This window comes from Pseudomonas frederiksbergensis, from assembly GCF_017114915.1.
Classification (GTDB): Bacteria; Pseudomonadota; Gammaproteobacteria; order Pseudomonadales; family Pseudomonadaceae; genus Aquipseudomonas; species Aquipseudomonas frederiksbergensis_I.
The window spans coordinates 51,340-66,623 of sequence record NZ_JAAUOE010000018.1; the positions used below are offsets into that span (position 1 = coordinate 51,340).

General features: G+C 60.8%; 9 protein-coding genes. 5 read left to right on the forward strand and 4 right to left on the reverse strand.

Going from position 1 to position 15,284, the window contains the following annotated elements:
* Positions 1-177 precede the first annotated feature (177 nt).
* Positions 178-942: a GntR family transcriptional regulator gene (locus HCU66_RS14880; RefSeq protein WP_205889192.1), complete on the forward strand. Its 765-nt coding sequence runs from the start codon at positions 178-180 to the stop codon at positions 940-942.
* Positions 943-1,071: 129 nt separating this feature from the next.
* On the opposite strand, the gene guaD is transcribed toward HCU66_RS14880, so the two are convergent.
* From guaD to xdhA, 4 genes are all read right to left on the reverse strand, one after another.
* Entirely contained in the window at positions 1,072-2,370 is a 1,299-nt protein-coding gene (gene guaD, locus HCU66_RS14885; protein WP_205889193.1) for a guanine deaminase, read from the reverse strand.
* 45 nt (positions 2,371-2,415) lie between these two features.
* Positions 2,416-3,261 carry a xanthine dehydrogenase accessory protein XdhC gene (xdhC, locus tag HCU66_RS14890; protein WP_205889194.1) on the reverse strand — a complete coding sequence of 282 codons (846 nt, stop codon included), beginning with the start codon at positions 3,259-3,261 and terminating at the stop codon, positions 2,416-2,418.
* A 124-nt stretch (positions 3,262-3,385) separates the two neighbouring features.
* The gene (gene xdhB, locus HCU66_RS14895) at positions 3,386-5,782 is read right to left on the reverse strand and encodes a xanthine dehydrogenase molybdopterin binding subunit (RefSeq protein ID WP_205889195.1); all 2,397 of its coding nucleotides are present in this window, start codon (positions 5,780-5,782) and stop codon (positions 3,386-3,388) included.
* Positions 5,775-7,229 carry a xanthine dehydrogenase small subunit gene (xdhA, locus tag HCU66_RS14900; RefSeq protein WP_205889196.1) on the reverse strand — a complete coding sequence of 485 codons (1,455 nt, stop codon included), beginning with the start codon at positions 7,227-7,229 and terminating at the stop codon, positions 5,775-5,777. Before xdhA ends, xdhB begins: the two co-directional genes overlap by 8 nt.
* A gap of 266 nt (positions 7,230-7,495) precedes the next feature.
* Between xdhA and HCU66_RS14905 the strand changes: the two genes are divergently transcribed.
* The 4 genes from HCU66_RS14905 to ligA all read left to right on the forward strand — a co-directional run bounded on the left by HCU66_RS14905 (position 7,496) and on the right by ligA (position 15,196).
* Positions 7,496-8,155: a GntR family transcriptional regulator gene (locus tag HCU66_RS14905; protein ID WP_205889197.1), complete on the forward strand. Its 660-nt coding sequence runs from the start codon at positions 7,496-7,498 to the stop codon at positions 8,153-8,155.
* A gap of 2 nt (positions 8,156-8,157) precedes the next feature.
* A complete protein-coding gene (smc, locus tag HCU66_RS14910; RefSeq protein ID WP_205889198.1) occupies positions 8,158-11,646 on the forward strand; it encodes a chromosome segregation protein SMC in 3,489 nt (1,162 codons plus the stop codon).
* Between the two features lie 235 nt (positions 11,647-11,881).
* Entirely contained in the window at positions 11,882-12,733 is an 852-nt protein-coding gene (gene zipA / locus HCU66_RS14915) for a cell division protein ZipA (RefSeq protein WP_205889199.1), read from the forward strand.
* A gap of 105 nt (positions 12,734-12,838) precedes the next feature.
* Complete coding sequence (ligA, locus tag HCU66_RS14920) at positions 12,839-15,196, forward strand: NAD-dependent DNA ligase LigA (RefSeq protein WP_205889200.1); 2,358 nt, start codon at positions 12,839-12,841, stop codon at positions 15,194-15,196.
* Positions 15,197-15,284 lie beyond the last annotated feature (88 nt).

The following is a 15,284-nucleotide window of genomic DNA, read 5'->3' on the forward strand; positions in this document are numbered from 1 at the left end:
AAACTCAAATGTAATGGACCGTTGCGATACAGCCGAGGCGACAAACAGCCGTACAGTCGTGTTGCCACCCGCCATTGTGTACAATCGCGGTGTTTTTTACGCGATACTTGCCAGCGACCCACTGTGCCGTATTACAGTCACGGTCAATTCGCCGCAGTTCTCCCGACTCGAGTGCCCATGAACGAACAGTTGCAACCCCTCAAGAAACAACCGCGAGCAGGCAAAGCCGGCCGCAGCGGTACCCAGGACGATATTGTCTATGCGCATATCTTCGAGGCTATCCTCGAACAGCGTCTGGCGCCCGGCACCAAGTTGAGCGAAGAAGCGCTGGGGGAAATTTTCGGGGTCAGCCGCACCATCATTCGCCGCGCGCTGTCGCGTCTGGCCCATGAAGGCGTGGTGTTGCTGCGACCCAATCGCGGTGCTGTCGTGGCCAGCCCGAGTGTCGAAGAGGCTCGTCAGGTGTTCATGGCGCGGCGTCTGGTGGAGCGGGCGATCACTGAACTGGCGGTACAGCACGCCACCGCCGAGCAGATTGCCGACTTGCGGCAGATGGTCAACGACGAGCGCGACAGCTTCTCCCGTGGCGATCGTGGTGCGGGTATCCGTCTGTCGGGCGAGTTCCACTTGAAACTGGCCGAGGCGGCGAAAAACGCGCCATTGATCAGCTTCCAGCGCAGTCTGGTATCCCAGACCTCATTAATCATCGCCCAATACGAGAGCGGCAACCGCTCCCATTGTTCCTACGATGAACACACCCAGTTGATCGATGCCATCGAAGCGCGAGACGCGACGCTGGCGGTGGACCTTATGATGCATCACATGGACCACATCGACAGCAAGCTCAACCTCGACGAAGAAAGTGCGTCGGATGATTTGCATGCGGTGTTCTCGCATCTGTTGCAGACCAAGAAACCGGGGCGCCCGACTGCCAAGCTGTAAGTCAGACCGGGATTGATCGCTCCCACGCTCTGCGTGGTAATGCCTCTAGGGACGCTCCGCGTCCAGTGACGCGGAGCGTCACGGGCTGCATTCCCACGCAGAGCGTGGGAACGATCAGCCCGGAAGATCTTAACGCTGATGCACCAGATTCCCCGCCGCATACGTCTGCAGAACAGTGCGGTCATCCCCCAGCGTCATCAATACAAACAACGTCTCGGCAATGTTATTGGCCTGCTTCAGGCGATAGCCGAGCAACGGCGTGGCGTTGTAGTCCAGCACCAGGAAGTCCGCGTCGGTGCCCGGTTGCAGGGTGCCGATCTTGTCTTCAAGGCGCAGGGCGCGGGCGCCACCGAGGGTGGCCAGGTACAGCGACTTGAACGGGCTTAGTCGCGCGCCTTGCAGCTGCATGACCTTGTACGCTTCGTTCAACGTTTGCAGCAGCGAGAAACTGGTGCCGCCACCGACGTCGGTCCCGAGGCCGACGTTCAGTTTGTGCTTCTCGGCCATCGGCAGATTGAACAGGCCGCTGCCGAGGAAGAAGTTCGAGGTCGGGCAGAACGCAATCGCTGACCCCGTCTGCGCCAGGCGTGCGCATTCGTCGTCGCACAGGTGCACGCCGTGGGCGAACACCGAGCGCTCGCCGAGCAATTGATAGTGATCGTAGACGTCCAGGTAGCCCTTGCGCTCCGGGAACAGCTCCTTGACCCACTCGACTTCCTTGAGGTTTTCGCTGATGTGGGTCTGCATGTACAGATCCGGGTATTCGCTGAGCAACTGCCCCGCCAGTGCAAGCTGTTCCGGGGTGCTGGTCGGGGCGAAGCGCGGCGTGACGGCGTAATGCAAGCGGCCCTTACCGTGCCAGCGTTCGATCAGCGCCTTGCTTTCGACATAGCTCGATTCGGCGGTGTCGGTCAGGTAATCCGGCGCGTTGCGGTCCATCATCACCTTGCCGGCAATCATCCGCAGGTCCAGCTGTTCGGCAGCTTCGAAAAACGAGTTCACCGATTGCGGATGCACGCTGCCGAACACCAGCGCGGTGGTGGTGCCGTTGCGCAGCAGTTCCTTGATGAAAATATCCGCGACTTCATCGGCGTGAACCTTGTCGGCGAACTGGCTTTCGCACGGGAAGGTGTAGGTGTTCAGCCAGTCCAGCAGTTGCTCGCCGTAGGCGCCGACCATGCCGGTTTGCGGCAGGTGAATGTGGGTGTCGATGAAGCCGGGGGTGATCAGCGCGTCCTGATAATGGGTGATCTCGACGTCGGCCGGCAGCGTGGGCAGCCATTCGCTGGCGTGGCCGATGGCACTGATCTGGCCGTTCTCGACCACCAGCAAGCCGTCTTCGAAATATTCGTAGGAGGCTTCGATACCCACTTCGGCAGGGTCGGCGATGCTGTGCAGAATGGCGGCGCGGTAGGCTTTGCGAGTCATTGGCTTGGGTTCTCAATTAGTTCGAAGCTTTTCAATTCGAGGCTTTCAGTTAGAAGCTTGGCTGCGGCGTGAAGCAGGCAGCAGCTTGGCGATCGATGATCCGGCGCTGGCGGTGTGCTGGCCGAAATTCGCGTTATAGGTGGCGATGATTTCGCCGGCGATGGAGATGGCGATTTCCACAGGCAACTTGCCTTTGACTTCGCCAATGCCCATCGGACAGCGCATGCGTTGCAGCACGGCGCTGTCGAAGCCTCGATCGCGCAGGCGGTGTTCGAACTTCACCCGTTTGGTCTTCGAACCGATCAGGCCGAAGTAGGCGAAGTCGTTGCGCTTGAGGATCGCGGCGGTGAGTTCAAGGTCGAGCTGGTGGTTGTGGGTCATGACGATGCAGTAGCTGCCGGCGGGCAGGTCATCGACTTCATCCAGCGGGTCTTCGGTGACGATTTTGCGCACGCCGTGGGGGATCTGTTCGGGGAACTCGGCTTGCCGCGAGTCGATCCAGCGCACCCGGCAGGGCAGGCTGGCGAGCAGCGGCACCAGCGCCCGACCGACGTGGCCGGCGCCGAACACGGCAATCTGCGCCTGCACCTGGCCCATCGGTTCGAACAGCAACACGGTCACGCCGCCGCAGCACTGGCCCAGGCTGGCGCCGAGGCTGAAGCGCTCCAGATGGGTGTCCTGCCGGCCACTGGCAAGCATTTCGCGGCCGATCTGCATGGCCTTGTATTCCAGATGCCCGCCACCGATGGTGTCGAACGTTTGCGTGGCGCTGATCACCATCTTCGAGCCGGCATTGCGCGGCGTCGAGCCGAGCTCTTCGATGATGGTTACCAACACACAGGGCTCGCCCCGGTTTTGCAGGTCGGCGAGGGCGTCGATCCAGTTGTACATGTTCACCTCTGAAGATCGTTCCCACGCTCGGCGTGGGAATGCATCTCTGGACGCTCCGCGTCCGCTGTTCACAATGCGACGCAGAGCGTCGCGGGCTGCATTCCCACGCCAAGCGTGGGAACGATCAAACCACCACCTCGGATTCGGCATCCACGGTTTTCACCGCCTTCAACCGCCGCATCTGCTCACAGCCCCACAACACCCGCTCCGGCGTCGCCGGCGCGTCGATTTTCGGTTGATGCCTGTAGTCGCCCAGGCTCGCCACGGCGTCCTTGATCGCGCACCACGCGGCGATGCCGAGCATGAACGGCGGCTCACCTACGGCCTTGGAATGGAACACCGTGTCTTCCGGATTCTTGCGGTTTTCCACCAGCTTCACCCGCAGGTCCAGCGGCATGTCCGCCACCGCCGGGATCTTGTAGCTGGCCGGGCCGTTGGTCATCAGTTTGCCTTTGTCGTTCCACACCAGTTCTTCCATGGTCAGCCAGCCCATGCCCTGGATGAAACCGCCCTCGACCTGGCCGATGTCGATCGCCGGGTTCAGCGAGTCACCGACGTCGTGGAGGATGTCGGTGCGCAGCATCTTGTACTCGCCGGTCAGGGTGTCGACGATCACCTCGGCGCAGGCTGCACCGAAGGCGTAGTAGTAGAACGGCCGGCCCCGGGCCTGGCTGCGGTCGTAGTAGATTTTCGGGGTCTTGTAGAACCCGGTGCTCGACAAGGAAACTTGAGCGAAATACGCCTGCTGGATCAGCGCCTCGAACGTCAGGATGTGATCGCGAACCCGCACATGACCATTGTGGAATTCCACGTCTTCTTCGCTGACCTTATATTGCCGCGCAGCAAACTCCACCAGGCGTTTCTTGATGATTTCTGCTGCGTTCTGCGCGGCTTTACCGTTGAGGTCGGCGCCGCTCGAAGCCGCGGTCGGTGAGGTGTTCGGTACTTTGTCGGTGTTGGTCGCGGTGATCTGCACCCGATCCATTTCCACCTGGAACACTTCAGCCACCACTTGCGCAACCTTGGTGTTCAGGCCCTGGCCCATTTCGGTGCCGCCATGGTTCAGGTGGATGCTGCCGTCGGTGTAGACATGCACCAGCGCACCGGCCTGGTTGAGGAAGCTGGCGGTGAAGGAAATGCCGAATTTCACCGGGGTCAGCGCCAGGCCTTTTTTCAGGACCGGGCTGTTGGCGTTGTAGCGACGGATCGCTTCGCGACGCTCGGCGTACTGGCTGCTGGCTTCCAGTTCGGCGGTCATTTCCTCGAGCATGTTGTGCTCGACGGTCTGGTAGTAATGGGTGACGTTGCGCTCGGTCTTGCCGTAGTAGTTGGCCTTGCGCACCGCCAGCGGATCGAGGCCCAAATGGCGGGCAATCGCATCCATCACTTCTTCGATGGCGACCATGCCTTGGGGGCCACCGAAGCCACGGTAAGCGGTGTTCGACGCGGTGTTGGTCTTGCAGCGGTGACCATTGATGGTCGCATCGCCCAGGTAGTACGAGTTGTCGGCATGGAACATCGCACGGTCGACAATCGACGCCGACAAATCCGGCGAGCAACCGCAGTTGCCGGCCAGTTCCAGGGCGATGCCGTGCAGACGGCCGGTGCTGTCGAAGCCCACGTCGTACTCGACGTAGAACGGGTGACGTTTGCCGGTCATCAGCATGTCTTCGACCCGTGGCAGGCGCATTTTGGTCGGCTGACCGGTCAGGTGCGCAACCACCGCGCACAGGCACGCCGGGCTGGCCGCCTGGGTTTCCTTGCCGCCGAAACCACCGCCCATGCGGCGCATGTCGACGACGATTTTGTTCATCGACACGTCCAGCACTTCGGCCACCAGTTTCTGCACTTCAGTGGGGTTCTGGGTCGAGCAGTAAACGATCATCCCGCCGTCTTCGGTCGGCATCACCGAAGAGATTTGGGTTTCCAGATAAAAGTGTTCCTGGCCGCCGATGTGCAGCGTGCCTTGAATGCGATGCTCAGCGGTGGCCAGCGCAGTGGCCGAATCGCCACGCTGATGGGTGTGGCTATCGAGTACGAAATGGCGTTTGCGCAGGGCTTCGACCACGTCCAGCACGGGTTCGAGGTCTTCGTATTCGATGATCGCCGCCATGGCCGCTTTGCGCGCGGTTTCCAGGTCTTTCGCCGCGACGGCGAGCACCGGTTGACCGACGAACTGCACGTCATCGATGGCCAGCAATGGATCGCCCGGCAACAGCGGGCCGATGTCTTTCAGGCCCGGCACGTCTTCGTGGGTGATGGCGATGCGCACGCCTTCGAAGGCGTAGCAGGGTTGGGTGTCGATGCGGATGATTTTCGCGTGGGCGCGGTCCGACAGGCGTGCGTAAACGTGCAGCTGATTGGGGAACTCCAGCCGATCGTCGATGTACTGCGCTTCACCGGACACGTGCTTGTCGGCGCTGTCATGCTTGACGCTGCGGCCGACTCCGGTGGTCAGGTCCTTGGCGAACAATTCAGCCAGTTCGGCTTGGGTCTTCTCTACGGCGTGATGATTAGACATAAGCGGTCACCCGAGTCTCGATGTGCGGTGTTTGCAGTTCGATGAAGTATTTGCGCAGCAGGTTCTGCGCGCTGAGCAGGCGGTATTCCTTGCTGGCGCGGAAGTCCGAGAGCGGTGTGAAATCTTCGGCCAGTGCGGCACAGGCGCGTTCGATGGTGGCGTTATTGAACGGTGCGCCAACCAGCGCGGCTTCGCAGTTTTTCGCGCGTTTGGGGATGGCCGCCATGCCGCCGAAAGCAACGCGGGCGTCGGCGATCACGCCATTGTCGATACGCAGGTTGAAGGCGGCGCAGACCGCGGAAATGTCATCGTCCAGACGCTTCGACACCTTGTAGGCACGGAACAGCTGCTCGGCGCTGGCGCGCGGCACGATGATCTTCTCGATGAACTCGCTTTCCTGGCGCGCGGTCACCCGGTAATCGATGAAGTAATCTTCCAGCGCCAGGGTGCGGCGGGTTTCGCCTTTGCACAGGACAATCTGCGCGCCGAGGGCGATCAGCAGCGGTGGTGAGTCACCGATCGGCGAGGCGTTGCCGATGTTGCCGCCGAGGGTGCCCTGGTTGCGAATCTGCAAGGAGGCGAAGCGCTGCAGCAATTCGCCGAAGTCCGGGTACTCGGCCTTCAGGGCGTCGTAGCAGTCGGAGAGGGCGGTGGCGGCGCCGATTTCCAGACGATCGTCGAAGCGTTCGATGCGTTTCATTTCGGCGACGTTGCCGACGTAGATCATCACCGGCAAGGTGCGGTGGAACTGCGTGACTTCCAGCGCCAGGTCGGTGCCGCCGGCCAACAGGCGCGCCTGTGGATAAGCATCATAGAGGTCGGCCAGATCGGCCACGGTCAACGGCACCAGGCAGCGCTTGTCGCCACTGTTGAGTTCGCCGATGTCGGTGGGGGCGATGGCTTTCAGGCGAGCGATGGTGTCGGCCTCGCGGGCATCGAACTGGTCCGGTTGCTTGGCGCAGCAGGATTGCTCGGCGGCGGCCAGAATCGGCCGATAACCGGTGCAACGGCAGAGGTTGCCGGCCAGGGCTTCATGGGCCTTGTGGGCGTCCGGTTGATCGCTGTTCTTTTGCAGGGCGAACAGCGACATGACAAAGCCCGGCGTGCAGAAACCGCACTGCGAGCCATGGCACTCGACCATGGCTTTCTGCACGCTGTGCAGCTGGCCTTGGTGCTTGAGGTCTTCGACGCTGATCAATTGCTTGCCGTGCAGCGACGATACAAAGGTCAGGCACGAGTTGAGGCTGCGATAGCGAATGTGTTCGCGGCCATCGTCGTCCGTCTGCAGCTCGCCGACCACCACGGTGCAGGCGCCACAGTCACCGCTGGCGCAGCCTTCTTTGGTGCCGGGTTTGCCCACATGTTCGCGCAAGTAATTGAGCACGGTCAGGTTCGGGTCCAGGGCGTGCTCGCTACGGAGTTCCTGGTTTAATAAAAACTGGATCACGGATGGCCTCGTAAACTCATTATTGTTGTTAACCGACATGAGCCGAATTTATCAGGTCTGACTTTTCGGTCAATGATTTTCTGACTTAAGGGTCAGGAAATAGCATTTTGTCGATCAACGACTCGTTCCTTCATTATTGACCCTCACGGGTTAGCCTGCTTTTTGCTGGAATCGTGCCAAAAACCGCCGGGTGGGCACTCCGCCATGACCCCTCAATTGCGCTACACTGCGCCGCTTGTGCAGATCGAAGAGTTTGAAGGACAACCATGACGTTCAAGGCGCCGGACAGCCTCGCCGAGCAAATCGCTCACCACCTCGCCGAACGTATCATTCGCGGCGAAATGAAGCCGGGGGAGCGCATCCAGGAACAGAAGGTCACGCTGGCCCTCAATGTCAGCCGCGGTTCAGTCCGTGAAGCCTTGCTGATCCTCGAGCGCCGCCACTTGATCGCGATTTTGCCGCGACGGGGCGCCCACGTGACCGAACTGACCGCGCACAAGGTGCGCAGCCTGTGCGCGCTGATGAGCGAGCTGTACATCCTGCTCGGCAACGCCGTGGCCAACGGCTGGCAAACCCAGGCCGACATGGCGCCGTTCGTGGAGATCCAGCAGCGCTTGACCGCCAGCTACGAGCGCCAGGACATCCGCACCTTCGTCGACGACAGCTTCAGTGTGATGCGTGCCGCGTATCCGTTCGCCAACAATCCGTACTTGCAGGAAACCGTCGAGAATCTGCAGCCAGCCATGAGCCGCGCGTATTTCCTCGCGCTGGATCAGCGCAAGGCCTCGATGAGCGAGTTCCTGGAGCTGTTCGAACGCCTGCTGGCCGCGGTGCTGGCCCGTGATTTTGCGCAGATCCGCGTGGTGCTGACGGCGTATGCCCAGCGCAGTTGCGATCTGGTGGTTTCTGCCTTGACGGTCGCTTAAGCGTGCGGCTCAAGTGCATCAAACTGGCGGGGTTCAAATCCTTCGTCGACCCGACCACGGTGAACTTCCCCAGTAACATGGCGGCAGTGGTCGGGCCCAATGGTTGCGGCAAGTCGAACATCATCGATGCCGTGCGTTGGGTGATGGGCGAGAGCTCGGCCAAGAACTTGCGCGGCGAGTCGATGACCGACGTCATCTTCAACGGCTCCACCAGCCGCAAACCGGTGAGTCAGGCGAGCATCGAGCTGGTGTTCGATAACTCCGACGGTACTTTGATCGGCGAATATGCCGCCTACGCGGAAATCTCCATTCGCCGCAAAGTGACGCGCGACAGTCAGAACAGTTATTTCCTCAACGGCGCCAAATGCCGCCGTCGTGACATCACCGATATCTTCCTCGGCACCGGTCTCGGCCCGCGCAGCTATTCGATCATCGAGCAGGGGATGATTTCCAAGCTGATCGAAGCCAAGCCCGAAGACCTGCGTAACTTTATCGAAGAAGCGGCGGGCATCTCCAAGTACAAGGAGCGTCGGCGCGAGACCGAAAACCGCATCCGCCGCACCCACGAAAACCTGGCCCGCCTGACCGACCTGCGCGAAGAGCTCGAGCGTCAGCTTGAACGCTTGCACCGCCAGGCCGAGGCCGCCAAGAAGTATCAGGAATACAAGGGCGAAGAACGTCAGCTCAAGGCCCAACTGTCGGCTCTGCGCTGGCAGGCACTGAACGAGCAGGTCGGCCAGCGTGAGTCGATCATCGGCACCCAGGAAATCACCTTCGAAGCCCTGGTGGCCGAGCAACGCAATGCCGACGCGGCCATCGAGCGCCTGCGCGACGGTCATCACGATCTGTCCGAACGCTTCAATCTGGTGCAGGGGCGCTTCTATTCGGTCGGCGGTGACATCGCCCGGGTCGAGCAGAGCATCCAGCACGGTCAGCAGCGTTTGCGTCAGTTGCAGGACGACTTGAAAGAAGCCGAACGCGCGCGCCAGGAAACCGAATCGCACTTGGGCCACGACCGTACCTTGCTGCTGACCCTGGGCGAAGAGCTGGACATGCTCACCCCCGAGCAGGAAGTCACCAGCGCCGCCGCCGAAGAAGCCGCCGCCGCGCTGGAAGAGTCCGAAATCACCATGCACGGCTGGCAGGAGCAGTGGGACACCTTCAACCTCACCGCCGCCGAGCCCCGTCGCCAGGCTGAAGTTCAGCAGTCGCGGATCCAGCAGCTGGAAACCAGCCTGGAACGCCTGTCCGATCGCCAGAAGCGTCTGGCCGAAGAGCGCGCGTTGCTTTCGGCAGACCCGGAAGACGCGGCGATCATGGAACTCAGCGAGCAATTGGCCGCGTCCGAGGCCACGCTCGAAGACTTGCAGGCCAGCGAAGAAGCGCAAGTCGAACGCCTTGAGCAACTGCGTCAGCAACTGCAACAAGCGCTTTCGGCGCAGCAGCAGGCCCAAGGTGATTTGCAGCGCCTCAACGGTCGGCTGGCGTCTTTGGAAGCCTTGCAGCAAGCCGCCCTCGATCCGGGCACCGGCACCGCCGAATGGCTGCGCGAACAGCATCTGGCGGATCGTCCGCGCCTGGCCGAAGGCCTGAAAGTTGAAGCGGGTTGGGAGCTGGCGGTGGAAACCGTGCTCGGCGCCGACCTGCAAGCGGTGCTGGTGGACGACTTCGGTGATTTCGATCTGGCCGGGTTTGCCCAAGGCGATTTGCGTCTGCTCAGCCCGGCCAGCGATGGCGTGCGCATGCCGGGCAGTTTGCTCGACAAGGTCGAGGCACAGATCGATCTGTCGCCGTGGCTGGGGCAGGTCAAACCGGTCGACAGCCTTGAACAGGCGTTGGCCTTGCGCGGTCAATTGGCTGCCGGCCAAAGCCTGATCAGCCGCGACGGTTACTGGGTCGGTCGACACTTTTTGCGCGTGCGTCGGGCCAGCGAAGCGCAAAGCGGCGTACTCGCCCGGGGTCAGGAAATCCAGCGGTTGGGCCTAGAGCGCGAAGAGCGCGAGGCCACGGTCGAAACCCTGGAAACCGAACTTCAGAATCTCAGGGCGCAACAGCGTCAGCAGGAAAACGGCCGCGAACATTTGCGCCGTTTGCTGCAAGACGAAGCGCGTCAGCAGGGCGAATTGAAAGCCCAGCTGTCCGCCGGCAAAGCCAAGGTCGAGCAGTTGACTCTGCGCCGCACCCGTCTTGACGAAGAACTTACCGAGCTGAGCGAACAGCGCGCCCTGGAACACGAAAACATCGGCGAAGCGCGCCTGCAATTGCAGGAAGCCCTCGACAGCATGGCGCTGGACACCGAGCAGCGTGAGTTGCTGCTGGCCCAGCGCGACAGCTTGCGCGAACGCCTCGACCGGGTGCGCCAGGAAGCCCGGCAGCACAAGGACCATGCGCATCAATTGGCGGTGCGCCTCGGTTCGCTGAAGGCGCAACACGATTCCACTCGTCAGGCCCTTGAGCGGCTGGAAATGCAGTCAGAGCGCCTCACCGAGAAGCGCGAGCAGCTAAGCCTCAATCTCGAAGAGGGCGAAGCGCCGCTGGAAGAGCTGCGGCTGAAACTCGAAGAGTTGCTCGACAAACGCATGACCGTCGACGAAGAGCTCAAGACTGCACAAATCGCCATGGAAGACGCCGACCGCGAACTGCGCGACGCCGAGAAGCGCCGGACCCAGGCCGAGCAGCAATCCCAGTTGATTCGCAGCCAGCTCGAACAGCAGCGCATGGAATGGCAAGCGCTGACGGTGCGGCGCAAGACCTTGCAGGATCAATTGCTCGAAGACGGCTACGACCTCAATGGCGTGCTCGCCACCCTAGTGGCCGGGGCCAGCGAGAAAGACGCCGAAGAAGAACTCGAACGCATTGCCGCGCGGATTCAGCGCCTGGGCGCGATCAACCTCGCGGCCATCGACGAATACCAGCAACAATCCGAGCGTAAACGTTATCTGGATGCCCAGAACGACGATCTGGTGGAAGCACTGGACACCCTCGAGAACGTGATTCGCAAGATCGACAAGGAGACCAGAAACCGTTTCAAAGATACCTTTGATCAGATCAATGGCGGTTTACAGGCCCTTTTCCCAAAAGTTTTCGGTGGAGGCAGCGCCTATTTGGAACTGACGGGCGAAGATCTACTCGATACAGGGGTAACGATCATGGCGCGGCCGCCAGGAAAGAAGAACAGCACCATCCATTTGCTCTCCGGTGGCGAAAAAGCCCTGACTGCATTGGCCTTGGTATTTGCCATCTTCAAGTTGAATCCGGCGCCGTTCTGCATGCTCGATGAGGTTGACGCGCCATTGGATGACGCTAACGTTGGACGCTATGCACGACTGGTCAAAGAGATGTCGCAGACGGTGCAGTTCATCTACATCACCCACAACAAGATCGCCATGGAAATGGCTGATCAATTGATGGGGGTGACGATGCACGAACCGGGTTGCTCGCGTCTGGTGGCAGTGGATGTGGAGGAGGCGATGGCGATGGTGGACGCCTAGCAGCGAGCTACAAGCCTCAAGCTATAAGCTGCAAGCAAGGTTGGCTACGCTTGAAGCTTTGAGCTTGTGGCTTATAGCTGCTGTAAAGTCCCTTTGTTCGTGCTAGTTTAATGTCAATTTTTCGTATACGTGGCAAAAGGCCTGTCAGAACATAGAGTTGGCGCCACGTTTTAAAGCGGTTTACACCATGTAAACCCCTTATTTTTCAGCATTTTTTATAGAGGCACGGGATTACATGGAAATCGGTCTGCGCGAGTGGCTGATCGTCATCGGCATTATTGTCATTGCCGGTATTCTTTTCGATGGCTGGCGCCGCATGCGCGGCGGCAAGGGAAAACTGAAGTTCCGTCTTGATCGAAGTCTGTCCAACCTGCCGGACGAGGACACCAGCGCCGAGCTGTTGGGCCCGCCCCGGGTGCTGGACACTCAGAAAGAACCGCAACTGGACGAGCATGATCTGCCGTCGGTGAGCATGCCTGCCCGTGAGCCTCGCGAATCGGGTTCCAAGCGCGGCAAGCGTAGCCATGGCGAGCCGTCGCAAGGCGATATGAACCTCAGCCTGGACCTGGACGGCGGCCCGAGCTTCAGCAGCCGTGACAATGATTTCCCGGATGACGCCAAGTCCGCCCGCGTAGCCGAAAAAGATCAGCCACAAGCCGAAGAAGTGCTGGTGATCAGCGTGATCTGCCGCGACCCGGCCGGCTTCAAGGGCCCGGCGCTGTTGCAGAACATTCTGGAAAGCGGTCTGCGTTTCGGCGAGATGGACATTTTCCACCGCCACGAAAGCATGGCCGGTAACGGCGAAGTGCTGTTCTCCATGGCCAACGCGGTCAAGCCGGGCGTCTTCGATCTGGATGATATCGATCATTTCAGTACGCCGGCGGTGAGCTTCTTCCTTGGTCTGCCAGGCCCGCGTCATCCGAAGCAGGCCTTCGACGTGATGGTGGCGGCGGCGCGCAAGCTGTCCCAGGAGCTGAACGGCGAACTGAAAGACGACCAGCGCAGCGTGCTGACCGCTCAGACGATTGAGCACTACCGTCAGCGCATCGTCGAGTTCGAACGCCGTGCATTGACCCAGAAGCGCTGATCTGTAGGAGCCAGATTTGCCGTACCGCTGGCTCCTGCAATGATTTGTACAGCATCAACAGATTGAGCAGCCTCGGCTGCTCTTTTGCTTTATGAGAGAACACCCATGACTGCCGCCCAAACCCGCATTCTAGAGCTGCGCGCTGAGCTCGATCTGCACAACTATCGCTACCACGTGCTGGACGAGCCGAGCATTCCGGATGCCGAATACGATCGCTTGTTCCACGAACTCAAGGCCCTTGAAGCGGCCCATCCCGAGCTGATCACCAGCGACTCGCCGACCCAGCGTGTCGGCAGTGCGGCGCTGTCGGCGTTCACTCAGGTGCGTCACGAAGTGCCGATGCTCAGCCTGGGCAACGCCTTCGAAGAAACCGACATGCGCGAATTCGATCGCCGGGTGACGGAAGGTCTGGACCTGCCGGTCGGCGATCTGTTCGGTGGTGGCGCAGCGGTGGAGTACAGCTGCGAACCCAAACTCGATGGCCTGGCGGTCAGTCTGCTGTATCAGGACGGTATGCTGGTGCGCGGCGCTACTCGCGGCGATGGCACCACCGGCGAGGACATCAGCGTCAACGTGCGTACCGTGCGCAATATCCCTCTGAAGCTGCATGGCAGCGGCTGGCCGGCGACGCTGGAAGTGCGCGGCGAAGTGTTCATGTCCAAGGCCGGTTTCGAGCGGCTCAATGCCACGCAACTGGAAGTCGGCGGCAAGACCTTCGCCAACCCGCGTAACGCGGCGGCAGGCAGCTTGCGCCAGCTGGATTCGAAGATCACCGCCAACCGCCCGCTGGAATTCTGCTGCTACGGCATCGGCCAGATTTCCGCCGATATCGCTGACACGCACATTGGCATTTTGCTGCAGCTCAAAGCCTGGGGCATGCCGATCAGTCATGAACTGAAATCGGCCCATGGCATCGATGAATGCCTGGATTACTACCGCGACATCGGTTTACGCCGCAATACGCTGCCTTATGAAATCGATGGCGTGGTGTTCAAGGTCAACAGCATTGCCTCCCAGCGCGAGCTGGGTTTCCGCGCACGGGAGCCGCGCTGGGCGATTGCCCACAAATTCCCGGCGATGGAAGAGCTCACCGAGTTGCTTGATGTGGAGTTTCAGGTCGGCCGCACCGGTGCCGTGACGCCGGTGGCGCGCTTGAAACCGGTCAAGGTCGCCGGCGTTACCGTGGCCAATGCGACCTTGCACAACATGGATGAAGTTGCGCGGTTGGGCTTGATGATCGGCGATACGGTGATCATCCGTCGTGCTGGCGATGTGATTCCGCAAGTGGTGCAAGTGGTCATCGAGCGCCGTCCGGAGGATGCCCGGCCGGTGCAGATTCCCGAGCAGTGCCCGGTCTGCGGCTCCCATGTCGAACGCACGCAACTGGTCAAGCGCAGCAAGGGCCGTGAGACCATCAGCGAAGGTGCTGTGTATCGCTGCGTCGGCCGTCTGGCCTGTGGTGCGCAACTCAAGCAAGCGATCATTCACTTCGTTTCGCGCCGTGCCATGGACATCGAAGGGCTGGGCGAGAAGAGCGTCGAGCAGTTGGTGGACGAAGGTCTGGTGAGTTCGCCGGCCGACCTCTATGCCCTGACGTTCGAGCAGATCGTCGACCTCGAAGGCTTTGCCGAGCTCTCGAGCAAGAACCTGCTCGGTGCCATCGAAGACAGCAAGCGGCCGAGTCTGGCGCGGTTCATCTACGCCTTGGGCATTCCCGATGTCGGCGAAGAAACGGCCAAGGTACTCGCGCGTTCTCTGGGCTCGCTGGAGCGGGTTCAGCAGGCGTTGCCGCAAGTGCTCACGTACTTGCCGGATGTCGGGCTGGAAGTGGCCCACGAGATTCACAGCTTCTTCGAAGACGCGCATAACCGGCAGGTGATTGCCAATCTGTTGAAGCACGGCTTGCAGATTCAGGATCAGGGTGACTTGGGTGCCGAATTTGCTGCAAGCACCACGCTTGGCGGTTTTCTCGACAAGCTGAACATTCCTTCGGTCGGGCCGGGCGGGGCGCAGAAGCTCGCCGACAAATTCGGCTCGCTTGAAGCGGTGATGAATGCAGATTGGCTGGACATGCGTCAGGCACTGCCGGAGAAACAGGCGACCTCGGTTCGGGAGTTCTTTGCAGTGACGCAAAATCGTCAACTCGCCGAGGCCGCCGAAAAGCAGCTAAGCGATTTCGGCATGCATTGGCAGAGCGAGAAGAAAGTCGTGGAAGGTCTGCCGCTGGCCGGGCAGACCTGGGTGCTGACCGGTTCGCTGGAGTTGATGAGTCGTGATGTGGCCAAGGACAAGCTTGAAAGCCTCGGGGCCAAGGTGGCCGGTTCGGTGTCGGCCAAGACCCATTGCGTGGTCGCCGGTCCGGGCGCGGGTTCGAAATTGACCAAGGCCAATGAGCTGGGGTTGAAGGTGCTGGATGAAGAGGCGTTTGTGGCTCGTCTGAAGGAATACAACATCTCGATCTAACCCGGGACCTGTGGCGAGGGGGCTTGCCCCCGTTCGGCGGCGAAGCCGTCGCAAATCCTGCTTGCACGGTATGTCTGACAGATCGCGG

What these genes read in the sequence shown, in the direction of transcription:
- HCU66_RS14905 (WP_205889197.1), top strand. Translation starts at nt 7,496, where the DNA reads ATGACGTTCAAGGCGCCGGACAGCCTCGCCGAGCAAATCGCTCACCAC.
- zipA (WP_205889199.1), top strand. Translation starts at nt 11,882, where the DNA reads ATGGAAATCGGTCTGCGCGAGTGGCTGATCGTCATCGGCATTATTGTC.
- xdhC (WP_205889194.1), bottom strand. Translation starts at nt 3,261, where the DNA reads ATGTACAACTGGATCGACGCCCTCGCCGACCTGCAAAACCGGGGCGAG.
- xdhB (WP_205889195.1), bottom strand. Translation starts at nt 5,782, where the DNA reads ATGTCTAATCATCACGCCGTAGAGAAGACCCAAGCCGAACTGGCTGAA.
- HCU66_RS14880 (WP_205889192.1), top strand. Translation starts at nt 178, where the DNA reads ATGAACGAACAGTTGCAACCCCTCAAGAAACAACCGCGAGCAGGCAAA.
- ligA (WP_205889200.1), top strand. Translation starts at nt 12,839, where the DNA reads ATGACTGCCGCCCAAACCCGCATTCTAGAGCTGCGCGCTGAGCTCGAT.
- guaD (WP_205889193.1), bottom strand. Translation starts at nt 2,370, where the DNA reads ATGACTCGCAAAGCCTACCGCGCCGCCATTCTGCACAGCATCGCCGAC.